The following is a 25,349-nucleotide window of genomic DNA, read 5'->3' on the forward strand; positions in this document are numbered from 1 at the left end:
CGTGTCTAAAATTTCAACAACAGGGAGAAAAACATGAAAAACAACCATAAGATTACCAGTTTCGGCAAGGTTCTCGCAGTTGGGGCTGCTATGGCTCTGGCGGGTACTGCGGCCCAGGCGCGCGACCTGACGGTTGTGTCCTTCGGGGGCAATTTCCAGGATGCGCAGCGCGAGCTGTTCTTCAAACCCTTCGCCGAGAAGACCGGCAAGCCCTTGCTGGACGAGGCCTGGGAGGGCGGCTACGGCGTGCTCCAGGCCAAGGTGAAGGCCGGGACGCCAAACTGGGATGTGGTCCAGGTCGAGGCGGAAGAGCTGGCGCTTGGCTGTGCTGATGGCATCTATGAAAAGCTCGACTGGGAGAAGCTGGGCGGCAAGGACAGCTATATCCCCGGCGGTGCGACGGATTGCGGCGCGGGCCATATCGTGTGGTCGGTGGCGATTGCCTATGATGGCAACAAGCTGACCGAAGCGCAGCCGGCAAGCTGGGCCGATTTCTGGGATGTGGAAAAGATCCCGGGCAAGCGCGCTTTGCGCAAATCGGCGAAATACGCGCTGGAAGCCGCGCTGATGGCCGATGGCGTTTCCGGCGCCGAGGTCTATGACGTGCTGGCGACGCCCGAAGGCGTGGATCGCGCCTTTGCCAAACTCGACGAGCTGCGCCCCAATCTGGTCTGGTGGGAGGCCGGCGCACAGCCGCTTTCCATGCTGCAAACCGGCGATGTGGTGATGGCTTCGGTCTATAACGGCCGCATCACCGGGCTGAACCGCACGGAAGGCACCAATCTGAAACTGGTGTGGAACGAGTCGATCTATGCCGTGGACAGCTGGGTGATCCTTGCCGGTGCCGAGAATAAGGATGCAGGCCAGGATTTCATCGCCTTTGCCAATGCGCCCGAGAACCTGTCGAAACTGCCCGAGCACATCGCCTATGGTCTGCCGGTCAAGGCCGCAGCCGAGCTGATCCCGGCTGAATTCGCTGTCGATCTGCCGACCTGGCCGGAAAACCTTGCGGTTTCGGTCAATCTGGATGTCGATTACTGGGTCGACAACTCCGAAGAACTGACCGAGCGTTTCAACGCCTGGGTCGCACAATAAGCGTCCGGGCCGGTCGGGGCGAAGGCCCCGGCCGGCCGCTTGCTTTCGGAAGGTAAGACAGGACGGAAACGCATCCGGGGCACTGAAGATCGCAAAGACGCGGATGTCCCGGCTAGAACTGGTTACAGGGGGCACCGTGTCGGAAAATTTCATCAGATTTCAGAAGGTCACCAAGGATTACGGCACGGTTCGCGTGGTGGAGGATCTGGATCTCGACATCGCGCGGGGCGAATTTGTCAGTCTGCTCGGGCCTTCGGGGTCGGGCAAGACCACGCTTTTGATGATGCTTGCGGGGTTTGAAAGCGTCAGCGGGGGCGCGATTGTGCTGGACGGGCAGAAGATCAACGATCTGCCGACGCATAAGCGCGATATGGGCGTGGTGTTCCAGAACTATGCCCTGTTCCCGCATATGACGGTCGCGAAAAATGTCGCCTTCCCGCTGGAGATGCGCGGCACCGCAAAGGCGGAGGTCGCGTCCCGGGTGCAAAAGGCGCTGGATATGGTGCAGCTCGGGCATTTGTCTGACCGCCTGCCGGGCCAGCTTTCCGGCGGCCAGCAGCAGCGCGTTGCGCTGGCGCGGGCGCTGGTGTTCGAGCCGCGCGTGGTGCTGATGGACGAGCCGCTCGGTGCGCTCGACAAGCAGCTGCGCGAACAGATGCAGCTGGATATCCGCGACCTGCATCACCGGCTGGGCCTGACCATCATCTTCGTCACCCATGACCAGGACGAGGCGCTGACCATGTCCGACCGGATCGCCGTCTTCAACCACGGCCAGATCCAGCAATGCGCCAGCCCGCGCGAGGTCTATGACCATCCCTCCAACCGTTTCGTGGCCGAATTCATCGGCGAGACCAATCTTCTGGAAGGCACGGTCAGCGCGGTCTCGGGGGAAACGCTGAGCCTCACCCTGCCGGGCGGCACGGTGTTTCAGAGCCACGGGCTTGCAGGGTTCAGACCTGGCGACAAGGGCCTGTTGTCACTGCGCCCCGAGCGGATCGACATCTACGCCACCGCGCCAGAAGGGGTGAATTGCCTGACCGGTGAGGTCACAGATACCGTCTACCAGGGCGACCATCTGCGCATCGTGATCGAGACCGCCGCGGGCCGCATCATCGCGCGGATCAACCGCAAAGCCGCCGAATGGGCCAATGGCGCAAAGGTCACGCTGGGCTTTCGCGCCCAGGATGGCTGGGTGATCGCGCCATGACAGCATCCTCCCGCTTTCGGTCTCCGGGCGTCAGGGCGCTGATCCTGATCGCGCCGCTTCTGGTCTTTCTGGGCCTTTTCTTCGTCTGGCCGCTGGTGACGGTGATCAGCCAGGCCGTATCTGACCCCGCAGTGTCGCGCGTGCTGCCGCAGACGGCGGCGGCGATCGATGACTGGGATGGCGAAGGCGTGCCCGCGCCTGAAATCCAGGCCGCCTTTCGCGCCGATATCGTTGCCAATACCGATGAACAGGCGATGGGCGATGTGACCCGCCGGCTCAACTCCTCGAAATCGGGGTTTCGCTCGCTGATGGGGAAGACGGTTTCCGCCGTGCGCGAGACCCCCGATATCGATCTTGCCGAGGTGGATAAACGCTGGGCCGACCCCGTGTTCTGGAAGGCGATCCAGGACAATGCCTCGCCCTATACCGATGCTTTCCTGCTGGCGTCCCTCGATATGGAGCGGGACAGCTCCGGTTCGGTCGCTGCGATGAAAGAGGGAACCTCGGCGAATTTCACCATCCTGATGCGGACGCTCTGGACCTCGGCGCTGGTGACCCTGTGTTGTCTTGTCATAGGCTTGCCCTATGCGATGATCGCGGCTTCGGTCTCGGGGTGGAAACGGGCGGTGCTGCTGGGCGCCGTGCTGCTGCCGCTCTGGACCTCGCTTCTGGTGCGGACCGCCGCCTGGATGATCATCCTGCAGGATAATGGCATCATCAACCAGTCGCTGATGGGGATCGGAGTGATTTCAGAGCCACTGGTCCTGATCTACAACCGGTTCGGCGTGGTGCTGGCGATGACGCATGTGCTGCTGCCCTTCATGGTGCTGCCGATCTATTCGGTGCTGATCACCGTGCCGGGCAATCTGATGAGTGCTGCGGCCTCGCTCGGTGCGCATCCGGTTCGCGCCTTCCTGCGCGTCCTGCTGCCTTTGTCGCTCAGGGGCGTGATCTCGGGCGCGCTGCTCGTGTTCATGGCCTCGATTGGCTATTATATCACACCGGCATTGCTTGGTGGCGCGGCGGATCAGATGATCTCGTCGGTGATCGCCGATTATTCAATCAAATCCGCGAACTGGAGCATGGCTGCCGCGATTGGTCTGATCCTGCTGGTGCTGACCCTTGCGCTTTATGCGGTCTATAACCGCCTGTCGCGCGACCCGGTCCAGGCGAGGTGAGGCGATGAAATACGCAAAAGCCATCTATGCCAGCCTGATCGTGTTCTTCCTGATCGCCCCTTTGCTGGTGATCCTGCCGCTGGCCTTCACCTCCAGCGCCTTTCTGACCTATCCGATCCCCTCTTTCTCGACCCGCTGGTTCGAGGAGCTGGTGGTCAATTCAGTCTGGAGCCGGGCCATCCTCAACAGCCTGATCATCGCCACCGCGACCACGGCGCTGGCGACGGTTCTGGGGACGCTGGCGGCCCTTGGGCTGCGGTCGCAGGATCTGGGGATGAAATCGCAGATCCGCACGATGTTCCTGCTTCCGATGGTGGTGCCGGCGGTGGTGCTGGGCGTGGGGATGCAGTCTTTGTTCGTGCGGCTCGGGATCAATTCGTCCTATTGGTCGGTGATCATCGCACATACCGTTGTGGCGATGCCCTTCGTGGTGATCTCGGTTTCCGGGGCGCTTACGGGCATCGACCGGCGGGTGGAGCGCGCGGCGCTGAGCCTCGGCGCCCCGCCCTGGAAGGTGTTCTCGCTGGTGACGCTGCCGCTGGCGATGCCGGGGGTTTTGTCCGGGGCGGCTTTGGCCTTTGCCACCTCGCTCGATGAGGTGGTGCTGACCCTGTTCGTCGCCGGCCCGAACCAGCGGACGCTCGCGCGGCAGATGTTCTCGACCTTGCGCGAAAACATCAGCCCGGCGATTGCGGCGGCGGCCTTTATCATCATCGTCGGCACGGTGCTGATCGCGCTGGCGCTGATGCTGGCGCGCCGCAGGCGGGGGTAATGCAGGCGGGGGTAATGAAAGCGCCCGCCGGAGGGACCGGCGGGCGTTTTCTCAGCTGAGCACCGTGTCGAGCGCCTCCAGGAAACGTCCGACATGCTCTGGCCGGAACGGCAGCGGCGGGCGGATCTTCAGCGCATCCCCCTTCGCGCCCGAGGCCGAGATCAGCACGCGCTGATCGCGCAGCCCATTGACCACGCGGGCGGCTTCCTCTGCCGATGGCTGGCCGTCCTTCAGAATATCGACCGCGAGGAACAGCCCCGCGCCGCGCCGGGACCCGAGCGTCTCATGACGCGCCGCCAGCTGATCAAGCCCGGCCAGAAACGCCGCGCCGGTGGTTTGCGCGTTCTGCATCAATCCTTCGTCTTCGATGACGGACAGCACTGCGCCTGCCACTGCCGCCGCCACGGCATTGCCGCCGAATGTGTTGAAATAGCGCGCTTTCGCACCGAAATCGGCAATCACATCAGGGCGCATGGCCAGGGCCGCAACCGGATAGCCATTGCCCATCGGTTTCCCCATCGAGACCATATCCGGCACCACGCCATGGCGCTGAAAGCCCCACATCGTGGCCCCGGTGCGGCCAAAGCCCGGCTGCACCTCATCGGCAAGGAAAAGCCCGCCCTCGCCCCGGATCGCGTCTGCCGCAGAGGCCAGGAAGCCCTCCGGCCCGGTGATCAGCCCGTCCGAGGAAAAGATCGTGTCAACAATCAGCATGGCCGGGCGGATGCCCGCTTCGCGCATCCTGGCGCAGGCCTCGCGGATCGCTGCCGCGAAGCCCTGTGCGACGCCCTGGGGATAGTTTGCTGCGACTGGTGCGGGGATCGGGAAGACTTCGGGCCCGGGGGCCACAGCGGGGCCGATCGACATCGACATCTGCGCGGTGGCCAGCGTGACGCCGTGATAGGCGTTCGCGGTGACGATCACGCCCGAGCCCCCCGTCGCGGCGCGGGCGATGCGATAGGCGAGGTCATTCGCCTCGGATCCGGTACAGGTGAACATCACATGCGACAGCTCTGGCGGGAAATACCCCAGCAGCCGCTCGGCATAGTCCAGAATGCCCTCATGCAGATAGCGGGTGTGGGAGGCCAGCGTCGCCGCCTGTTTCGCCATGGCCTCGACCACCCGGGGGTGGCAATGGCCGACCGAGGCCACGTTGTTGTAGCAATCGAGCCAGGGGTTGCCGTCCGTATCGTACAGCCAGACGTCTTCGCCGCGCACGAGATGCACCGGCGTCTCGTAGAACAGCCGGTAGGCGGGGCCGAGTGCTGCCTCGCGGCGGGAAACCAGCGCTTCCTCAGCCGGGTTCAGCCTTGCGGTTGCGCGGTCGAAAGCATTGACCATGGTTCCTCTGCTCATGTCAGGCTCCTGTTGCGGCGAGATGGAAGGCGCGTGTGGCGGCATCCGCTCCGATGGCGCGGAACGCGGCAAGGCCTGCACGGGCGGAGGGCGCGTTTCTGAGGATATAGGGCGCGTTTTCCGGGTACCGCGCAGCGCGCCAGGAGGTGATCGACAGCGTGGTGATCATCCGCGCAGTGATCATATCGAACAGGAGGTCAAGCTCGGGCGCAGTCAGCGGCAGCACTGATGTGTAGCCGGCGACGAATTCCGACAGCCGCTCCAGCGGGCGGGCCGGGTCGATCTGATAGGCGGCGGCGACGCCGAGATCACAGATGCGCGGCGTGTAAACCATATCGCCGAAATCGATGAGGCCGGTGATCTGGTCGGGCTGCGCAGGGTCGACCAGCAGGTTATGCGGGTTGAGATCGGAATGGCAGACCTGCCAGGGCAAATCTGCGAGGCGCGGCGTGATTCCGGTCGTGAACCGGGCGACAAAGGCGCCGGCCCCGGATCGCAGGGTCTCATCGGCGATGGAAGGCAACAGCGGCAAAAGGCGTGGTGTCTGGCGGATATCCCATAAGAGCACATGATCCGCCGCCGGATGGCTGTAATCCCTCAGCGCCCGGGTCAGACGCGCCAGCATCTCGCCCGAGGCGCGCGCCTGGGCGTCACTGCGGGGGCCGGAGGACATCGGCTCGCCCTCAAGCCAGGTGAACACCCGGAGCCGCCCCTCGGGCAGCGCCACCCAAAGCGCGCCATCCGCGGGGCGGATCACCCGCGGCACCGGAAGAGACGGGTCGCGATCCGCCACATGGACCATCGCGCCGGTCTGGAATTCGGTCATCGCCGGGCTTTCCGCCGGATGGGTCAGCTTGACGAGGTATTTCGTGCCCGCAGCGGTGGTCAGGCAAAAATTCAGATCGCGCTCGCCGGCCAGCGGCTGCATCTTCCCGGCAAGCCCCCAGTGCTGCGCCAGCGCGCCCTCGATCACGCCCGCCGCGACCTCGGGTTTCGGCAGGGTCAGAAGTGCGCCAAGCGCCTCATCGGTCGCACTGTCGGCGGTGGGGGCGGCTGCGGAAGCGGGGGGAGTGTCAGCGGCATATGTCATGGCCTGTTTATCGGGCGACTGCGGCCGCAAATCCAGAGCGCGCGCAATCTGTCCCTATCGGATGGGCCAAACTGGACTGGCTGCGCAGAAATGAAGGGAGGGTGAGAGGCTGGACAACGACCCAAACGGATCTCGTTACGGCTGCTTCCTTCCGGACCTGACCGGGTTGGCGAGGCGTTCACCCGCGCCAACCTCTCAAGGCCGATATATGCGCCCTGAAAGGCTGACGCAAGAGGGGGTCAGATGGCGAGACCGGCAAGGCGGGCGCCCGCCAGAAGGTCATCGGCGATGTGATGCGCCCAGCGGCCTGTCGGGCTGACGACGTCTTTCACCTGCACCACGGTGCAGCCGGCGCGATGGCCGGCCTCGGCGCCGGTCTCGCTGTCCTCAAACACCAGGCAGCGCGACGGGTCGAGATCCAGCATCTCTGCCGCCATCAGATAGGGCTGCGGATCGGGCTTCGGCCGCGTTACCTCGTCCAGCGTGATCACCCCGGCAAAGGCCGCATGGATGCCGGTCAGCTCGAGCTTGCGCAGCGCGCCCGGGCGCCCCGACGAGGTCACCAGCACCGCCGGCACCGCGAGCCCGTCAAGCAGCCGGCGCGCGCCGGGTTTCAGATCGAGGCCCGCTTCGAGATCTTCGTAAAAGGCGCGGTGCAGATCGGTCTGCAGCTGTCTGGCGTCCAGCCCCGGCAGCGTCTCACGCAGATATTGGGTGACAGCGGGCTCATCCTTGCCGATCAGCTCATGAAGGAAATCGGGCTCGACCGGATGGCCATGATCGGCAAAAACCCGCAGGTTAGAGCGCAGCGCCAGCGCCTCGGTATCGACCAGAGTGCCGTCGAGATCGAAGAAAACCGCGTCAAACATATCCATCCTCAGTCTTGGAATCCGCTGGCCGGACCCTGCACCATCACAGATGCAGGCGAAAGCGCGAAAAGCCCGATGGCATCAGCCCGACTGGCTCGGGACGCAGCACGGCGGCGGAGTCGAGCCTCTCGCCGGCGCCGGTTCCACTGTCAAAAAGCACCGTGGTGCCCGGCATCGGCATGAAGCGCCAGCCGGGGCGGTCGTCCAGGACGATCCGCTCCTTTTCGCGGATATAATCGGCGATGATCCCGGTGCAGTTGCGGCCCTCATCAAGGATCACCTCGCCGGCGGGGCGGCGGGGGTCGTCGGTTATGTAATTATTGACGACGAGGATCACCGGATCCTCTGGTCCAAGCCGCCGGCCATCGATCGTAAGGCCCCTGATGCGGCCCTTGCCGAAAGGGCGGGCGATCCCGGGCCGGGCGGGGGGCAGGCTCAGGTCGATCTGATAGGCGGCGCCGATGGCTGCAGCAAAGCTGAAGGCCGGAATCGCCGAATTGGTCAGGATCTGATCGGATTTGCCCGGTAAGATCTGGTTGAAGAGCGTGCAGGCAAGGTCAAGCCGCCTGGCCAGCTCGGCTCCGGTGGTCAGGAGCGCGGTCAGCGTATTGGGAAACGGATAAAGGCTGAACACATGGCGCAGCGAGACATTTCCCTGCGGAATGTCGACGTAGTTCATCGGCCCGCCGCGCCCGCCAGAGCGGAAGGACGAGACCAGCGCCACCATCGGCAGCTTGCCCCATGGCCCGCCGTCGAGGCGTGCGCGGGCATGCGCGCTTAGCGCAGCCCCGATCAGCCGCATCGCCTGGCCGTCAGCGACATTGGCAAACCAGGATGAGACCGGCATCGCGACCGTCCCAAGGCGCTGCCGCATCCGGAAAAGCGCGGCGGAATGATCCTGGGCCAGCGCAAGCCGCAAGGGGGCCGAAGCCTCGCGGATGGTGCGCGACGGCATCCCGGCAACCGTTTCCTGGCCGGCGATCAGGTGCGCCCGGCTGCGCGTCACCTCCCATCGGCGGTTCGGGATGCCGCTCACCGGGTTCAACCAGAGGTCGATCACCCCCAGATGCGAGCCTTCATGCCCCGGCTGCACCACCGGCTTGCCGGAAATATGGCCGCTGATCCCGTTCACCCTTGGGTCGGTATAGCTGCGCAGGTCGGGAAAGGTCAGGTGGCTGTGGCCGGCAATCACCGCATCGAGCCCGGGGATCCCGGCAATCTCGACCGCCTGGTTTTCATCGGATGCCCCCGCGACCGGTTGCGCGATGCCGGTATGGGCAAGGCAGATCACGATATCCGCCCCCTGCGCCCGCAATTCGGGCACCCAGGCGCGGGCGGTTTCCTCCATCTGCCGTATCGCGAGCCGGTCCCGGATCCAGCGCGCATTCCATTGCAGCGTCTCGGGCGGGGTCAGGGCGAAAACCCCGACAGTGACCGCGCGCCGCGTCCCGTCCGGAAGTGCGATCTCGCGGGTCAACAATGTTGCAGGCGTGGTGAAATGCCGGTCTGCGAGCGGCGTTGACGCCTTCTCCACCAGGACATTGGTGGAAATCACCGGAAAACCGGCGCCTTCAATGGCGCGGCTCAGCGTCTCGAGCCCGTAGTCGAATTCATGATTGCCAAGCGCCACAGCATCATAGGAGAGGGCGTTGAAAGCGGTGATCGCGGGATGCAGCCGCCTGCCGCGCCGCGTCGCACCGATCTCGGCCAGGGCGCCGCCTTGCAGAAAATCCCCGTTGTCGAGCAAAAGAGAGGCGGGCGCAGTACGGCGCGCTTCGGCGATCAGACAGGCGATCTGGGCGAGGCCGGTGCCGGGAAGCTGGCGATTTGCAAAATAGTCATAGGACAGCAGCTGCGCGTGAAGGTCGCTGGTTGCGATGATCCTCAGCAGGCCGGACCCGTCTGGCGGCGTTTCGTGGGCAAAGACCGATCCTCCGGACCAGAGCCTGTCAGGTTCAGAAGACACGTTGCCATGCCTTCGAAAGGGGTGAGAGTGCAACCATTGCGGTCATATCTGATGAAACACGGTTGACGTTCAAATGTACAACTGAAGGTTGTCACGCCGGTGGCACAGCCGCAAGCCCCCAAGGGAAACTCTGCCCGAGGTGTGGCGAAGGGGCTTTTCGGCGCCTGTCCGGCATGTCATCACCGCCTGCAGATCCCTGAAGGCTAATGCGGTGGAGCAAGTGATGCAACAGGCCAGTTCCGTGACTTTCGGCGGCACCGGGCGCGACCGGGGCCATGAGTTGCGCTCTGATCCCGAGGCGCTGGCGGTGCTTCTTGCGGGCGGTCTGGTCCTGCCGCTCTGGCGCGGGATGCCGCTGGCCGATGACAGCTCATTGGGGTTTCTGACGGCAGGTGATCCGTTGCTGACCGACGCGCCGCCGCCGGTTTTTCTGGGTCTCTGGCGGGAAAAGGGGGTCTTTGCCGCTGATCTTTCGTCCTGGAAGCCGGAAGAGGGTCTTCCGACCGAGACGATTTTCGATGCCGGGCGGCAGCCGCATCCGCTGGCACCGGCGGGGCGGCAATTCATCGAGCTGCGCCAGATCATGGCAGCGCTTGACCCCGATGAGGCCGAGATGGCGGCGACGGCCCGGGCGCTGCTGGAATGGCACCGCACACACGGGTTCTGCCCGTCCTGCGGGGCGAAATCCGAGACCGGCGGTGCTGGCTGGCATCGCAAATGCCCGTCCTGCAAGGCGATGCATTTCCCGCGCACCGATCCGGTGGTGATCATGCTGGTGACCCGGGGAAATGACCTGCTGCTCGGCCGCAGCCCGGGCTGGCCCGAGGGCATGTATTCGACGCTTGCAGGCTTTGTCGAGCCGGGCGAGACCGTCGAGGCTGCGGTGCGCCGCGAGGTTCAGGAAGAGACCGGCGTGATCTGCGGCGCGGTGCGCTACCTTGCCAGCCAGCCCTGGCCTTTCCCGGCCTCGCTGATGCTGGGCTGTCATGCGCAGGCGCTGAGCGATGAGATCATTCTCGATCCGGTCGAGCTGGATCACGCGCTCTGGATCAGCCGCGAAGACATGGTGCGGGTGGTCAATGGCACGCATGAGGCGGTGCGGCCGCCACGCCAGGGCTCTATCGCGCGCTATCTGATTGAAAGCTGGCTTGCCGACCGGCTGGATTAAGGGAATGGTTGCAAATCCGGCGCTGAAAGCCGGAATAAACCGCAGCAAAACAGTTAAAATCCGTGGCGAAATATCTGAAGATACGCAGGATATATGTGAAATAACACTGCGCCCGGGTTTAAGGTAACGGTATCTCCGGTCAGGTTGCGCCGGTACAGTTTTCACCCGCCGTTTCGCCTCGCAGGTGGGGCGGTCTGTGGTCCGGCATATAACAACACTGACAGGCAGGTTCTGACATATGAAATTCAGCGCGAAACAGGATATTGAGGCACCACTGGACTTCGTCTGGCAGGAACTCACCGATTTCGAACATTTCGAGCGCATGGCCGTGCGGCGCGGCGCAGAGGTCGAACGGATCGACCATCTGAAACGCCCGGAGGCCGGCATGGGCTGGCGACTGCGTTTTGCCTATAAAAGCAAGCCGCGCAAGGTGCTCTTGCGCCTTGCCGAGCTGAGCCCGCCCAATGCGCTTGACCTCGATCTCGACAGCCCTTCCGTGGCGGGCGGGGTGCGGCTGGAATTGCTGAGCCTTGCGCCGAAACGCACGCGGGTCTCGCTGGTTGCCGAGACCCGCCCGAAGACCATTGCGGCGCGGCTGCTGATCCAGTCGCTGCGCCTGGTCAAGGGGCGCACGCAGCGCAGGCTGGACGGGCAGATGGGCAAATTCGCGAAGATGATCGAAGAGCGCTGGCTGGAAAGCGCGGGCTGACCGGGGCCGCACGAGCCATCAGGGCCGGGTCTCAGGCCTCCCTGGTCTCAGGCAACAGGGTCAGGCGGCCGTCAGGGTCAGGCGGGCATCCCGCCATCGGAATCGTCGCCGGCCTCTTCCAGCAGGCGGCGGTAATCCGGGATCTCGATCAGCCGCTTGCCATGCAGCCGGATGACCCCGTCGCGTTTCAGCGCCGAGATCTGGCGGCTGACCGTTTCCAGCGTCAGGCCAAGGTAATCCGCCATCTCTTCGCGGGTCAGCGGCAGCTCGACCGAGGCCTTGCCCAGCGTCTCATGCACCTTCAGCGACGCATCGCGCCGCGCCACAATCGCCAGCAGCGAGGCGATCTTTTCACGCGCGGTCTTGCGGCCCAGCAGCAGCATCCATTCGCGCGCCGCATCCAGCTCGTCCAGTGTCATTTCCAGCAGGCGCTGCGCCACATGCGGGGTTTTCACCAGCATGTCCTCAAAGGGTTTGCGTCGAAAACAGCACATCACCAGATCGGTCGTCGCGGTGACGTCATAGGTCGCGGTCGCCCGCCCCGGACGCCCGACGAAATCCGAGGGCAGCAAAAGGCCCACCATCTGGCGCCGCCCGTCTTCCATCGTCTGGGTGAGGGTGGCGATGCCCGAAACCACCGAGGCCACGAAATCCATCCGGTCCCCCGACCAGATCACCGTCTGTCCGGCCTGAAAGCTGCGGTAATATTTCAGCTGCTCCAGCGTATCCATCTCGTCGCTGTCACAACGGGCACAAACGGCACGGTGGCGGATCGGGCAACCGCCGCATTCCATGTGCAAAGCCTGTTTGTCGTGCAGCGTCAAATTCACGCCGGGTGCCTCATTCAAAATCATTGATCTGCGTCAAGGAAGCAGAGCCTGCGCCGCTTTAGGGTAGAGCCATGACGCCAGATAAGCAACTTGAACGGCTGGGACTTTTTGACGCGAAGGTGCCCCGCTATACCTCATACCCGACCGCGCCGCAGTTTCGGGACGGGATCGGGGCGCCTGAGTTTGCCTCCTGGCTGGGGCAGATCCCGGCCGGTTCGGCCATATCGCTTTATCTTCACGTGCCTTTCTGCCGCAGGTTGTGCTGGTTTTGCGCCTGCCGCACCCAGGGCACGCAATCCGAAGACCCGGTGATCGCCTATGCCCGGACACTGCGCGACGAGATCGCACTGCTGGCGCGACATCTGCCTGATAACGTTACCCTTTCAAGATTGCACTGGGGCGGTGGCACGCCGACCTTGTTGCCGCCGGACGAGATCCTGCGTCTGACGGAGGCGATTTTCTCGGTCGCTCCGATGGCACCGGGCGGCGAATTCTCGGTCGAGATCGATCCCAATGAGGCGGATGAGGCGCGCCTTGATGCGCTGGCGCAAGCGGGGATGACCCGGGCCTCGATCGGGGTGCAGGATTTCGATCCCGAGATCCAGAAAGCCATCGGTCGCGACCAGAGTTACGCGCTGACAAAGCGCATTTCCGACGGGCTGCGCGCCCGTGGCATCACCAGTCTGAACGCCGATATCCTTTACGGGCTGCCGCATCAGGACCGCGCCCGCATCGCTGATTCGGTGCAAAAGCTGCTCTCACTGGGGCCGGACCGGGTGGCGCTCTACGGCTATGCCCATGTGCCCTGGATGAGCCGGCGCCAGCAGCTGATCCCTTCGGAAAGCCTGCCGACTCCGCAGGAACGCCTGGCTCTGTTCGACACCGCCCGGGCGCTGTTTGCCGCCGATGGCTATGACGAGATCGGCATCGATCATTTCGCGCTGCCCTCGGATGGCCTGGCGAAGACCTGGAAAGAGGGGCGGCTGCGACGCAATTTCCAGGGCTTTACCGATGATCAGTCGGGCGTGCTGGTGGGGCTTGGCGCCTCGTCGATCTCGCGCTTTCCCCAGGGCTATGCGCAGAATGCCCCCGCCACGGCCGCCTATACGAAAGCGATCCGCGAGGGGCGGTTTTCGGTTGCCAAAGGCCATGCTTTCCAGGGCGAAGACCTGATGCGGGGCCGTATCATCGAGGCGCTGATGTGCGATTTTCGCGTCTCGGGCACGGAACTGACGCGTGATTTCGGCGCCAGCCCGGCCCGGCTTGCGGCGCTGTTTGACGCGGCCAGCGCACGGTTCGGCGATATGGTTCTGCGCGATGGCGCCGACCTGATCATCCCGCCCCGGGGCCGGCCGCTGACGCGGATGATCGCGCGGATGTTTGACGCCTATGACAGCGCGAAGGCGCAGCATTCGGCCGCGGTCTGATCGTTACGCGCCCTGCACCAGGCTTTCGACCAGCGCGACCTGGGCCGGCAGGCAGACCCGCTTCAGATCATATTTCGCGATCACCTCCGCGCGGGCGCGGGCGCGGATCGGGTCAAACCGCCCGGGCTCGGCGAGGCATTCCGCAAGCTGGCGGGCCCAGGCCTTCTGGTCGAAGAAATCCACCAGAAGCCCGGTCTCGCCATGGCGGATCATCTCTTCGACCGGCGCGGTGCGCGAACCCACGACCAGGGCGCCTGCCGCCATTGCCTCGACCATCGACCAGGACAGAACGAAAGGATAGGTCAGATAGGCATGCGCGCGGCTGACCTGCATCAGCCGCAGATAATCGGCATAGGGCAGCTTGCCGGTGAAATGCACGCGGGACAGGTCAAGCCGGTCTTTCACTTCATCAAGGATGATATCCTTCCAGCCCTTGGCACCTTTCGGGGCGGCACCATAGCTCACCTCATCGCCGCCGACGATCACCACCTGGGCATTGGGGCGTTCGCGCATCAGGCGCGGCAGCATCCGCATGAAGATGTGATAGCCGCGATAGGGTTCGAGATTGCGGTTCACGAAGGTCAGCACCTCGTCTCCGGCCCGCAGCACCTGGCCCGATGGCGTGGTGAAATGCGCGCCCGGATCGGGGCGGAGGATGTCGGTATCGACGCCGTCAAAGATCACATCCACCATCGGACGCAGTGTGGCGGGCAGCGTCGAGGCCTGCCATTCGGTCGGCGCGAGCCCGCGATCCGCATGGATCAGCGCCTGACCGAGATGCGCGGCGCGGCCCTGGGCGATCATCACCTGGTCAAAGCCGCCGGGCGAAAATTCGGGGTCAAAGCCCACATCCTGACCGGCGCCGCGATAGTAGAATTCGGAATAGACCAGCAGTTTCGCGTTGGGCCAGATCTCTTTCAGAAACAGCGTCTCGCCCCAGCCGGAATGGCCGATGATCAGATCGGGCGAGAACCCCTCGCGGTCGCGGATGGTCATGGCGGCGCGGGCCGCAACCACGCCCCGGTCGGAATGGGTGGTGTAATTGCGCCCCAGACGCGTGGCGCGGGGATCGACCGGGTCGGGCGTGAACTTGTAGCGCCAGGTTTTAACCGGCGAGGGCCGGTCATTTCCCTGATCGGTCAGCGCGCGGCAGTCATGTCCGCGCCGCACCAGTTCCGGTGCCAGATGCGGGAACTGGCCGGGGAAATTCTGGTGGACAAAGAGGATCTTCACGCATCCTCCCCGAGGGAGCCTGTTGCAGCGCCTTCGGGAGCCTCTTCTGCGCTGACCGGGCGCAGATCACCAAAGGCGGCTTCCATCAGCGCGCGGGTGTAATCGCTGGCGGGGCGGCGGAAAACCTGTTCGGTCGTGCCGGATTCGACCACATCCCCCGCCCGCATCACCATGACCTTATGCGACATGGCGCGGATCACCCGCAGGTCATGGCTGATGAAGATATAGGCCAGCCCCCATTTCCGTTGCAGCCCGCGCAATAGTTCGACGATCTGCACTTGCACCGTCATGTCGAGCGCCGAGGTCGGCTCGTCCAGCACCACAAGTTTGGGGCGCAGGATCATGGCGCGGGCAATGGCGATGCGCTGCCGCTGCCCGCCGGAAAACTCATGCGGGTAGCGGGTCATCATCTCGGGGTCGAGCCCGACCTCTCGCATGATGTCCGTCACCATATCGCGCGGGTCGCGGCCCGGTTCGACGCCATGCACGCCGAGGCCTTCGGCGATGATCTGTTCCGCCGTCATCCGGGGCGAGAGGCTGCCGAACGGGTCCTGGAACACGATCTGCATGTCGCGACGCAGATCGCGCAGCGCCTGGCCGCGCAGCCGCGAGATATCCTTGCCCATGAAAAAAACCGGCCCCTCCGAGCCGATCAGCCGCATCAGGGCCAGCGCGAGCGTGGTTTTGCCAGAGCCGCTTTCGCCGACAATGCCCAAAGTTTCCCCGGCACGGACCGCGACATTGGCATCGTTCACGGCTTTCACATGCCCGACGGTGCGCTGGAGGAAGCCCTTGGTGATCGGGAACCAGACTTTCAGATGTTCCGAGCGCACCACTTCCGGGGCGTCAGGTGCCACCGGCTCGGGGTGGCCTGCGGCCTCGGCAGCAAGCAGTTTCTGCGTATAGGGGTGCTGCGGGTTGCCAAAGACCTCGGCCGCCGGCCCCTGTTCCACGATCACCCCGTTTTGCATCACGCAGACCCGGTCGGCGATGCGGCGCACGATGTTCAGGTCATGTGTGATGAACAAAAGGCTGAGGCCTTCCGAGGCTTTCAGTTCCGCCAGCAATTCAAGGATCTGCTTCTGGATCGTCACATCCAGCGCGGTGGTCGGCTCATCCGCGACCAGCAGCTCTGGCCCATTGGCCAGCGCCATGGCGATCATGACGCGCTGGCGCTGCCCGCCCGAAAGTTGATGTGGCCAGGCGTTCAGCCGGCTTTCCGGGTCGCGGATGCCGACCCTGGTCAAAAGCTCAATCACCCGCGCCCGCGCTTTGGCCCCGCGCAGCCCCTGGTGCAGCTCCAGGCTTTCGGTGATCTGCCGCTCGATCGAATGGAGCGGGTTCAATGAGGTCATCGGCTCCTGAAAGATGAAGCTGATATCATCGCCCCGCAACTGGCGCAGCTCGGCCTCGGTCAGTTTCGCGATGTCGCGCCCCTGCCAGGAGATGGTGCCCGAGACCGTGGCATTATCGGCCAGAAGCCGCACGGTCGACAGCGCGGTCACCGATTTCCCGGAACCGCTTTCGCCGACCAGGGCCACTGTCTCGCCCTTGCCCACAGAGAAAGACACGCCCTTCACCGCCTCGATCTGGCGACCGTCCTGGGAAAAGCTGACGCGCAGGTCTTTTACGTCAAGCAGGCTCATCGGAAGGTCTTTCTCGGGTCGAATGCATCGCGGATGCCTTCAAAGATGAAGATCAGCAGCGTCAGCATGATGGCGAAGGTGAAGAAGGCGACAAAGGCCAGATGCGGCGATTGCAGATTGGCCTGGGCCTGGCGCGAAAGCTGGCCAAGGGATGGCGCCGACAAGGGCAGGCCAAAGCCCAGGTAGTCGAGCATCGCCAGCGTGCCGATGGTGCCGGTGACCATGAAGGGCAGCATGGTCAGCGTGGCGACCATCGCATTGGGCAGCATATGGCGGAACATGATCTGGAGATCGGGCACCCCAAGGGCGCGGGCCGCCCGCACATATTCGAAATTCCGCGCGCGCAGGAATTCCGCGCGCACCACACCGACCAGCCCCGTCCAGCCAAACAGCACCAGAAGGAACACCATCAGCCAGAAGCTTTTCGCCCAGATCGCGGTCAGGATGATGATGACATAGATCGAGGGGATCGAGCCCCAGAGCTCGATCACGCGCTGGAAAATGAGGTCGGTCTTGCCGCCGAAATAGCCCTGGACCGCCCCCGCTGCGACACCGAAAAGCCCGTTCAGCACCGTGACGATCAGCGCGAAGGTGACGGAAAGGCGGAAGCCATAGATCACGCGGGCCAGCACGTCACGGCTGGCCTCATCGGTGCCCAGCCAGTTCTGCGCCGAGGGGCCGGCGGGGGCGCGCCCGCCGGTATCGACGATGGTGCTGTATTGATAGGGGAGCGGTGCCCAGAGGATCCAGCCCTTCCGGACCGGCTCGCCCATGACGGTGCCCTTCTCGTTCAGCTCGGCCATCACGGCCTCGGTGTCATTCTCACATTCCGCGCTGCCGCCGGTCATGATCAGGCATTGCACCTCGGGCTGGCGATAAGTGGCCTCGGTGCGCAGGACACCGCCAAAGCGGGTCTCGGGGTAGAATTTGAGGAAGGGCGTGTGCCAGCCGCCCTGATAGCGCACCAGCAGAGGCCGGTCATTGGCGATCAGCTCTGCCCCGAGCGTCAGCACATAAAGCACGCCGAAAATGATCAGCGACCAGAAGGCGCGCCGGTTGGCTTTGAAATTGCGCCAGCGGCGCTGGTTCAGCGGCGAAAGTGCCATCAGCCCGCCCTCTTCGAGAAATCAATACGGGGATCGACGAGCACATACATCAGATCCGAGATAATCCCCACGACCAGCCCGATCAGGCCAAAGGCAAACAGCGTGCCGAACATCACCGCAAAATCGCGTTCAATCGTGGCACGGTATAAAAGCAGCCCCAGACCGTCCAGCGTGAAGATCATCTCGATGATCAGCGATGAGCCGAAGAAAACCCCGAGGAACAGTGCCGGAAAGCCCGCAATCACGATCAGCATCGCATTGCGGAAGACATGGCCGTAAAGCACGCGACGTTCTGACAGGCCCTTGGCGCGGGCGGTCATGACATATTGCTTGCGGATCTCGTCAAGGAAACTGTTCTTGGTCAGAAGCGTCAGCGTCGCAAAGCTTGCGATCAGCTGCGCCGTCACCGGCAAAGTGATATGCCAGAGATAGTCGCCGACTTTGCCGATCCAGGACAGGCTGTCCCAGTTGTCCGATGTCAGCCCCCGCAGCGGGAACCATTGCCAGTAGGTGCCCCCGGCAAACAACACCATCAAGAGGATCGCAAACAGGAAGCCGGGGATCGCATAGGCGGCGATGATGATGCCCGAAGACCAGGTGTCGAACGAGGATCCGTCCTTCACCGCCTTGCGGATGCCCAGTGGGATCGAGATCAGATAGGCGATCAGCGTCGACCACAGGCCCAGCGTGATCGAGACCGGCATTTTCTCGATGATCAGATCGACGACCGAGATCTTGCGGAAAAAGCTCTCGCCAAAGTCAAAGCGGGCATAGTTCCACATCATGATGCCAAAGCGCTCCCAGAATGGGATCATTTCTTTGTGGCAGGCCTCGTTGCGGATGTCGCGTCTGCCGGTGAAACCATCGTCACAGATGATGCGGGCAAAGCCGAACTGCTCCTCAAGCTGTGCCCGGTATTCGGGTGACAGGCCTTGCGCGCCGGTATAGCCCGACTGGCCCGCATCGCCGGTTCCGGCATCGCCGCCCGCCCCGGCGATCCCTGCAATGGAATCGCCTGACCCTTGCAGCCGTGCCTCGATCTGATCCAGCGGGCCGCCCGGCACCACATTGGTGAGGGCGAAATTGATCAGCATGATGCCGAACAGGGTCGGGATCACCAGCAACAGCCGTCTGAGAATATAGGAGCCCAAGGTCGTCCCGCCTGTTCGTTCAAAATTCGGTCGTGAGAGGATCGGTCAGAAGAGAGATCACTGTCGCAGCGCGCCACTGGCCTTCAGAGCAGCGGCTTTTTCCGCATTGACCCACCACCAGCTCAGCTCGCCCGTGGCATAGGGCGGCAGCACGGCGGGGTGTTCATACATGTCGTAATACGCGACCCAGACCTCGGGCTTGTGCCACATGGGCACGCGGAACCTGTCGGCGCGCAGCACCCGGTCAAGGGCATGAACCGCTGTGGTGACCTCGTCGCGCGACTGTGCCGCGACGATGACATTGATCAGCCGGTCCACCGCCGGATCTTTCAGCCCGGCAAGGTTTCTGACCGAGACATCCGCCTCGGCCGATCCGATCCATTGTCGCAGGCCGGAATCGGGGAAGTAGTCAAAGACAAAGAAGGTGCTGGTGAAGTCGAAATCATAATCCGGGTTGCGGGTCCGCACCTCATATTGCGCGGAATCGATCTGGTTCACACCGGCATCGATGCCGACCGCGCGCAGGTTTTCGACAAAGGGCGCCAGGATCTTTTCAAAGGTCGGGTTGTCGTCGAGGATCTCAAGCCGCAGCGCCACGCCTTTCGCATTGCGGCGGATGCCTTTGTCATCCACCAGCCATCCCGCCTCATCGAGCAGTTTCGACGCCTTGAGGAGGGATTTCCGGTCCAGCAGCTTGCCGGCATCCGAGACGGGCTGCGAATAGGGCGCATCGGTCAGAATCCCGGGCGGCAGCAACCCTTCCCCGACCAGGGGTTGCAACAGCGCGACCTCATCCGGCGCAGGCGGGCCTTCGGCCTGCAACCAGGAATTTTCCCAGAAGGAATTGATCCGCTGGTATTTGCCGAAGAACAACGTGTCGTTGCTCCATTCGAAGTTGAACAGGATCGCGATCGCCTCGCGCAGCCGTGGATCCTGCCAGATGCCGCGGCGCAGGTTGAAGACCCAGGACTGGCCGTTGGAAACCCCGTCACGGGGCAGCTCTTCCTTGCGGACGCTGCCATTCAGCACGGCGGGGAAATCGTAGTTCAGCGACCATTGCCGCGCGACGTTTTCCTGGCGGAACGTATAGGCGCCGCCTTTGAACCCTTCGAAACCGGCATTGGCCTCGGCGAAATATTCATAGCGGATCAGGTCGTAATTGTTCATGCCTATGCCGAAAGGCAGATCCTGCGCCCAGTAATCGGGATTGCGCCGATAGCTGATCGTGGTCGGGCTTTTCGCTGGCAGAACAGGCACATAGGCGCCGGTGCCAAGGAAGGGCTGCATCGAGCCCTGTTCGAGATCCATGTCCCGCGCTTCGTAATCGGCCTTTGAGAGGACCGGCAGTCCGCCAACCATCGCGGGCAGGTGCCGGCTGGGCACACCGGGCTGGAAGGTGAACTTCACCCGCAGCGGGTCAAGCACCTCTGCCGAAGCCACCTGGGCCTCAAGCTGCGGGCGAAACTCGGCAAGGCCCTTGGTCAGAAAGACGTTGTAGGAAAACACCACATCTTCGGCGGTGAGGGCCGAGCCATCCGAGAACCGCACATCATCGCGCAGGTTGAAGATCACCCAGGAGCGGTCTTCGGGGAATTCCATCGTGGTGCACATGAAGCAATAGGATGAGCCGATCTCGTCGGCGGTGCCGGTCAGGATCCCTTCCAGCATCATCGTGGCGCCCTGGGCCGCGCGGCCCTGGACCGAGAAGGGGTTCATCGAATCATAGCCGTCCTGAATGGCCTGCATGCTGAATTCGCCGCCCTTCGGCGCATCGGGGTTCACATAGGGCAGGTAGGCCATATCCGCCGGATGCAGCAGCGTGTCGGAATTGAAGGTGGCAATCCCATGCGAGATGATCACGCCGGTTTCGGCCTCAGCCGGAAGCTCCGCTGCATCGGCGGGCGCGGCTGTCGGCGTGACTTCGGCCGGTGCGGCCTCCTGGGCGCGCAGGGCCCCGGCGGTTATCAGGGCCGCAGCCAGCGTGAGGGTTCCGGTCAGCAGGACGGCATGCATCCGGGACTGGGGGGCGGGATCCCGGACCATGATCGCGGGTTTGCCCGCCAGCATCCGGCCTTTGTCGCCCCTGCGATCCGCCCTTGCCGCCATTCCATCCCCCGGTTTCTGCCCGCTCCGGATCGTGATGCTAAAGCCATGCCGCGCGGGGGGAAAGGCGCGAATGCGTTACTCTGGTGATGCAAGTATGAAAAAGGCCGCACCAAAGGGTGCGGCCATTGTTTTCAGCGGTATTTTTCCCGGCTGGCGGGGAAATCCGTTACTTTTGCTGTTCCAGGAAGGCGATCAGGTTGATGCGCTCATCCTGTTTCGGCAGGCCTGCGAAGGACATCTTGGTATTGGCGGCAAAGGATTTCGGCGCGCGCAGGAAATGGTCCAGCTCTTCCGGATCCCATTTCGTGCCATCGGTGCCGTGATCCGCCATCGAGGAGGAATAGGCAAAGCCTGCAGCGCTGGCAATCTGGCGGCCAACCACACCGTTCAGATGCGGGCCGGTGCCGTCGGTGCCATCAAGCTTGTGGCAGGCCTTGCATTTGTTGAAGACCTTTTCGCCCTTGGCCGGATCTGCCGTCGCCATCAGCGCGGCGATATCGACCACTTCGGCCGGTTCCTCGCCGCCGGCGGCTGCGCCGGTGTCAATCGTATAGGCCTGAGCGACCTCTTCGCCATGACCGCCGCCATGCGGCGCGGTGCTGTAAAGTGCAGACGCAGCCCAGCCCCCCAGCAGCAGCACGAGAAGTGCGCCACAGACAGCTCCGGTCGCCTTGGTCATCGTCATTGTGTCGAACATGTCGAACGCATCCCTTGGTCGTCTTGCCCGGTATTAGCCGCTTCCCTGCATGGCTTGCAAGGTGTAGGAGCGCGACCAATCGCCTCTCATGTGCGAAACCCGCGATTTTTCAGGAGTTCATGCCATGTCCGCATCGGTCGCCGACACCAGATCCGGCCTGATTTCCTTCCAGGGCGAGCCTGGCGCCTATTCGCACCAGGCCTGCGCCCAGGCGCGGCCCGGGATGGAGGTGCTGCCCTGCGGCACTTTCGAGGAGGTGGTCGAATCTGTCCGCGACGGCCGGGCGGATCTGGGGATGCTTGCGGTCGAGAACTCGACCTATGGCCGGGTGGCGGATGTGCACAGCCTGTTGCCGAATTCGGGCCTGCATATCATCGACGAGACTTTCGTGCGGGTGCATGTGAACCTTCTGGGGGTCAAAGGCGCGCGCGTGGCGGATGTGCGTGAGGCGCATGGCCATGTGGTGATCCTGCCGCAATGCGCGGGCTTCCTGAGAGAGCACAATATCCGCGGCGTGATCAGTTCGGACAATGCCAAGGCCGCGCGTGAGGCGGCGGAGGCGAATGACCCGTCCCATGCGGCGCTGGCGAGCGAGCTGGCGGCCGAAATCTACGGGCTCGACGTGCTGGCCCGCCATATCGAGGATCACGCGAACAACACCACCCGCTTTCTGGTGATGAGCCGCGACCCCGATCACCGGCGCCGGGCCGAAAAAATGGTCACCACCTTCACCTTCCAGGTCAGGAACATTCCGGCGGCGCTTTACAAGGCGCTTGGCGGCTTCGCGACCAATGGCGTCAACATGACCAAGCTGGAAAGCTATATGGTCGGCGGCCATTTCACCGCCACCGCCTTTTACGCCGATGTCGAGGGCCATCCCGAAGATCCGGCGCTGGCGCGGGCACTGGAGGAACTGAGCTATTTCACCACCGAGCTGAATATCCTCGGTGTCTATCCGGCCTCTGGCGAGCGGCGCTGAGCCGCCCGCCACGGCTCCGGGCGCTTAATGTGCCATGAAAACAGGGACTTCGGCGCTTTCCAGCATATTGCGGGTGGCGCCGCCGAGAATCGCCTCGCGGAACCGGGAATGACCGTAGGCCCCCATCACCAGCAGATCGGCGCCAATATCCTGGCATTGCCGCGCCAGCACATCCGAGACGCGCGGCAGCGTGCGGGCCAGCACGGAAACCTCGGCCCTGACCCCGTGACGCACCAGCATCTGGCACAGATTGCCACCGGGATCTGATCGTTCGGGCCCGTTCGCCGATGGGTCGACCACGGTGATCACCACCTGTTCGGCGCGCTTGAGCAAAGGCATCGCGCGGCGCGCGGCCACCATTGCCTCGCGGCTTTGATTCCAGGCCAGGACGACCCGTTTCGGCAAAGCCGCGGGCAGACCGGATGCGGGCAGCACCAGCACCGGCGCCGCGCCGTCGAACAGGGCGGATTCAAGCACCGCCTCGCCTTCGGCGCCCTGGTCATCGCCATAGGGTTGCGGCAACACCACCAGATCGCTGTAGCGCGCGCGGGCGCCGACCAGCTCTCCCAGAGCGCCCAGCTGGCAGACCGCCGAATCAAGCGACCAGCGCAGGTCCTGGCCCTGGGCTTCAAGCGCCGCGCGCAGGTATTTCTCGTGCTGCGCCGCCTCTTCGGCGGCGCGTTCCATCGCCACCTGCATGATCACCGCACCGGTGCCGATATAGGCATAACCCAGCTGCGAGCGGTCCACCCCGAGCGCGAGCGTTTCAAGATGCGCATCCATCGCGAGCGCGAGCTTCGTCCCCGCATCGACGGCGGTGCGCGTGCCAGTCTCTGAACTGGCGATGGTGAGAAGCGATTTATAGGCCATGACCCGTCTCCCGCAGGGTTGTCGGAGGTTCATTCACAACCATAACGCTAGAGGCCCGGCCCGGGTTCCGCTTTGATGGAGGTCAAATTCCCGTGCGTGTCCGATGCCGTGTCCGATGCTGTGTTTCAGGCCGTGGCAAGATGCCACAGCGCCTGGACGTGTTGACGCAGATCAAGGCGCGCGCCCCACGTCTATAGCACAAGGCAGACAGTCCGGAGGTCTGTCAGGGGGGATCCAACCCCCCCTCAGACGCCGTGGATATAAGACGAGGGAACGCCTTATGTGGGATTACGTCAAACTGATCGCGCTTGGCCTGATCGCGGTTCTCGCCGCGATCGCGGCCAATTTCGCGCGCGATCTGGCTTATCAGGTCAATGCGATCACGGTCATGCTGGCCGCCGCCATCACCTTTGTGGTGCTGCTGCGCGGCGTTGGTGAACCGAAGATCGTCAACAAAAACGAATATCTGGACGGCGTCGTCCGCGCCGGCGTGATTGCCACCGCCTTCTGGGGCGTTGTCGGCTTTCTGGTCGGCGTCGTCATCGCGAGCCAGCTGGCCTGGCCCTGGCTGAATTTTGAATTCCTCCAGGGGATCGGCAATTTCGGGCGTCTGCGCCCGCTCCATACCAGCGCCGTGATCTTTGCCTTTGGGGGCAATGCGCTGATCTGTACCGCGTTCTACGTGGTGCAGCGCACCTGCGCCACGCGGCTCTGGGGCGGCAATCTGGCCTGGTTCGTGTTCTGGGGCTGGAACCTCATGATCATCCTGGCGGCGAGCTCCTATGTGCTGGGCGGCAGCCAGGCCAAGGAATATGCCGAACCCGCCTGGCATATCGACATCTGGATCACCATCGTCTGGGTCGCCTTCCTCGCGGTCTATGCCGGCACGGTGATGCAGCGCAAAGAGCCGCATATCTATGTGGCGAACTGGTTCTACCTCGGCTTCATCATCACCATCGCCATGCTGCATATCGTCAATAACATGGCGATCCCGGTCTCGATCTTCGGGTCGACCTCGGTGCAGGTCACCGGCGGCGTGCAGGATGCGATGATCCAGTGGTGGTATGGCCATAACGCGGTGGGCTTCTTCCTGACCGCAGGCTTCCTTGGGATGATGTATTATTTCGTGCCGAAACAGGCCGAACGCCCGGTCTACAGCTACAAACTGTCGATCATCCACTTCTGGGCACTGATCTTCCTCTATATCTGGGCCGGTCCCCACCACCTGCATTATTCCGCGCTGCCGGAATGGGCCTCGACCCTCGGCATGGTGTTCTCGATCATCCTGTGGATGCCGTCCTGGGGGGGCATGATCAACGGTCTGATGACGCTTTCAGGCGCCTGGGACAAGCTGCGCACCGACCCCGTTCTGCGGATGATGGTTGTGGCACTTGGCTTTTACGGTATGGCCACCTTCGAGGGCCCGATGATGTCGATCAAATCGGTGAACTCGCTGTCGCATTACACCGACTGGACCATTGGTCACGTTCATTCCGGCGCGCTTGGCTGGAACGGGCTGATCACCTTCGGCGCGCTTTACTATCTGACGCCGAGGCTCTGGAACCGCGAGCGGCTTTACAGCCTGGCGCTGGTGTCCTGGCATTTCTGGCTGGCGACGATCGGGATCGTTCTCTACGCCTCGGCGCTTTGGGTGTCTGGCATCATGGAAGGCCTGATGTGGCGCGAAGTCGACGCCAATGGCTTCCTCGTCAACGCTTTTGCCGACACCGTGGGCGCCAAATATCCGATGAACGTGGTGCGCACATTGGGGGGGCTTCTTTACATGGGGGGCGCGCTCATCATGTGCTGGAACCTCTGGATGACCGTCCGTGGTCAGGAAGCGAAAGCACCTGTCAATGCCAACAACGCCATTCCGGCGGCGTGAGCGAGGGTT

21 protein-coding genes and 1 other RNA gene are annotated in these 25,349 nt (G+C 63.5%); 9 read left to right on the forward strand and 13 right to left on the reverse strand.

Going from position 1 to position 25,349, the window contains the following annotated elements:
* Window positions 1-33 precede the first annotated feature (33 nt).
* From JC607_RS04345 to JC607_RS04360, 4 genes are all read left to right on the forward strand, one after another.
* Entirely contained in the window at window positions 34-1,095 is a 1,062-nt protein-coding gene (locus JC607_RS04345) for an ABC transporter substrate-binding protein (RefSeq protein WP_198835719.1), read from the forward strand.
* Window positions 1,096-1,198: 103 nt separating this feature from the next.
* Window positions 1,199-2,302, forward strand: a complete 1,104-nt coding sequence (locus tag JC607_RS04350; RefSeq protein WP_198835720.1) for an ABC transporter ATP-binding protein — start codon at window positions 1,199-1,201, stop codon at window positions 2,300-2,302.
* On the forward strand, window positions 2,299-3,480 hold the full coding sequence (locus tag JC607_RS04355; protein ID WP_198835721.1) for an ABC transporter permease: 1,182 nt from the start codon (window positions 2,299-2,301) through the stop codon (window positions 3,478-3,480). The genes JC607_RS04350 and JC607_RS04355 overlap by 4 nt, the downstream gene beginning before the upstream one ends.
* 4 nt (window positions 3,481-3,484) lie before the next feature.
* Window positions 3,485-4,252 carry an ABC transporter permease gene (locus JC607_RS04360; protein WP_198835722.1) on the forward strand — a complete coding sequence of 256 codons (768 nt, stop codon included), beginning with the start codon at window positions 3,485-3,487 and terminating at the stop codon, window positions 4,250-4,252.
* 51 nt (window positions 4,253-4,303) lie between these two features.
* Here the strand turns inward: JC607_RS04360 and JC607_RS04365 are convergent, their stop codons facing one another.
* From JC607_RS04365 to JC607_RS04385, 5 genes are all read right to left on the reverse strand, one after another.
* Window positions 4,304-5,608 (reverse strand): aspartate aminotransferase family protein, encoded by a 1,305-nt coding sequence (locus tag JC607_RS04365; protein WP_198835723.1) that lies wholly within the window; start codon window positions 5,606-5,608, stop codon window positions 4,304-4,306.
* Window position 5,609: 1 nt separating this feature from the next.
* Window positions 5,610-6,698 (reverse strand): phosphotransferase, encoded by a 1,089-nt coding sequence (locus JC607_RS04370; RefSeq protein WP_198835724.1) that lies wholly within the window; start codon window positions 6,696-6,698, stop codon window positions 5,610-5,612.
* Between the two features lie 99 nt (window positions 6,699-6,797).
* Window positions 6,798-6,896: signal recognition particle sRNA small type (ffs, locus tag JC607_RS04375), an RNA gene on the reverse strand.
* Between the two features lie 41 nt (window positions 6,897-6,937).
* On the reverse strand, window positions 6,938-7,567 hold the full coding sequence (locus JC607_RS04380; protein ID WP_198835725.1) for an HAD family phosphatase: 630 nt from the start codon (window positions 7,565-7,567) through the stop codon (window positions 6,938-6,940).
* Window positions 7,568-7,610: 43 nt separating this feature from the next.
* Complete coding sequence (locus JC607_RS04385; RefSeq protein WP_198835726.1) at window positions 7,611-9,533, reverse strand: metallophosphoesterase; 1,923 nt, start codon at window positions 9,531-9,533, stop codon at window positions 7,611-7,613.
* 223 nt (window positions 9,534-9,756) lie between these two features.
* Here JC607_RS04385 and nudC point away from each other — a divergent pair, with 223 nt between their 5' ends.
* Together nudC and JC607_RS04395 are read left to right on the forward strand one after the other, a co-directional pair.
* Window positions 9,757-10,701, forward strand: a complete 945-nt coding sequence (nudC, locus tag JC607_RS04390) for an NAD(+) diphosphatase (RefSeq protein ID WP_198835727.1) — start codon at window positions 9,757-9,759, stop codon at window positions 10,699-10,701.
* Between the two features lie 238 nt (window positions 10,702-10,939).
* Complete coding sequence (locus tag JC607_RS04395; protein WP_198835728.1) at window positions 10,940-11,410, forward strand: SRPBCC family protein; 471 nt, start codon at window positions 10,940-10,942, stop codon at window positions 11,408-11,410.
* Between the two features lie 77 nt (window positions 11,411-11,487).
* Here the strand turns inward: JC607_RS04395 and fnrL are convergent, their stop codons facing one another.
* Window positions 11,488-12,234 carry a transcriptional regulator FnrL gene (fnrL, locus tag JC607_RS04400; RefSeq protein WP_198835785.1) on the reverse strand — a complete coding sequence of 249 codons (747 nt, stop codon included), beginning with the start codon at window positions 12,232-12,234 and terminating at the stop codon, window positions 11,488-11,490.
* 77 nt (window positions 12,235-12,311) lie between these two features.
* On the opposite strand from fnrL, the gene hemN reads away from it, so the two are divergent.
* A complete protein-coding gene (gene hemN / locus JC607_RS04405) occupies window positions 12,312-13,667 on the forward strand; it encodes an oxygen-independent coproporphyrinogen III oxidase (protein WP_198835729.1) in 1,356 nt (451 codons plus the stop codon).
* 3 nt (window positions 13,668-13,670) lie between these two features.
* On the opposite strand, the gene JC607_RS04410 is transcribed toward hemN, so the two are convergent.
* The 6 genes from JC607_RS04410 to JC607_RS04435 form a co-directional block, all read right to left on the reverse strand.
* The gene (locus JC607_RS04410; RefSeq protein WP_198835730.1) at window positions 13,671-14,900 is read right to left on the reverse strand and encodes a glycosyltransferase; all 1,230 of its coding nucleotides are present in this window, start codon (window positions 14,898-14,900) and stop codon (window positions 13,671-13,673) included.
* The gene (locus tag JC607_RS04415; protein ID WP_198835731.1) at window positions 14,897-16,546 is read right to left on the reverse strand and encodes an ABC transporter ATP-binding protein; all 1,650 of its coding nucleotides are present in this window, start codon (window positions 16,544-16,546) and stop codon (window positions 14,897-14,899) included. The genes JC607_RS04410 and JC607_RS04415 overlap by 4 nt, the downstream gene beginning before the upstream one ends.
* Entirely contained in the window at window positions 16,543-17,652 is a 1,110-nt protein-coding gene (locus JC607_RS04420) for an ABC transporter permease (RefSeq protein ID WP_198835732.1), read from the reverse strand. Before JC607_RS04420 ends, JC607_RS04415 begins: the two co-directional genes overlap by 4 nt.
* Window positions 17,652-18,803 (reverse strand): microcin C ABC transporter permease YejB, encoded by a 1,152-nt coding sequence (locus JC607_RS04425; protein ID WP_198835733.1) that lies wholly within the window; start codon window positions 18,801-18,803, stop codon window positions 17,652-17,654. The genes JC607_RS04420 and JC607_RS04425 overlap by 1 nt, the downstream gene beginning before the upstream one ends.
* 57 nt (window positions 18,804-18,860) lie before the next feature.
* A complete protein-coding gene (locus JC607_RS04430) occupies window positions 18,861-20,909 on the reverse strand; it encodes an extracellular solute-binding protein (RefSeq protein ID WP_198835734.1) in 2,049 nt (682 codons plus the stop codon).
* A gap of 166 nt (window positions 20,910-21,075) precedes the next feature.
* The gene (locus JC607_RS04435) at window positions 21,076-21,606 is read right to left on the reverse strand and encodes a cytochrome c family protein (protein ID WP_198835735.1); all 531 of its coding nucleotides are present in this window, start codon (window positions 21,604-21,606) and stop codon (window positions 21,076-21,078) included.
* Window positions 21,607-21,730: 124 nt separating this feature from the next.
* Between JC607_RS04435 and JC607_RS04440 the strand changes: the two genes are divergently transcribed.
* A complete protein-coding gene (locus JC607_RS04440; protein WP_198835736.1) occupies window positions 21,731-22,585 on the forward strand; it encodes a prephenate dehydratase in 855 nt (284 codons plus the stop codon).
* Window positions 22,586-22,609: 24 nt separating this feature from the next.
* Here JC607_RS04440 and JC607_RS04445 read toward each other — a convergent pair whose 3' ends face one another.
* Entirely contained in the window at window positions 22,610-23,455 is an 846-nt protein-coding gene (locus tag JC607_RS04445) for a universal stress protein (protein WP_198835737.1), read from the reverse strand.
* Between the two features lie 280 nt (window positions 23,456-23,735).
* Here JC607_RS04445 and ccoN point away from each other — a divergent pair, with 280 nt between their 5' ends.
* Complete coding sequence (ccoN, locus tag JC607_RS04450; RefSeq protein WP_198835738.1) at window positions 23,736-25,340, forward strand: cytochrome-c oxidase, cbb3-type subunit I; 1,605 nt, start codon at window positions 23,736-23,738, stop codon at window positions 25,338-25,340.
* Window positions 25,341-25,349: the final 9 nt, after the last annotated feature.

The organism is Paracoccus sp. IB05 (genome assembly GCF_016405985.1).
Taxonomy (GTDB): domain Bacteria; phylum Pseudomonadota; class Alphaproteobacteria; order Rhodobacterales; family Rhodobacteraceae; genus Pseudogemmobacter.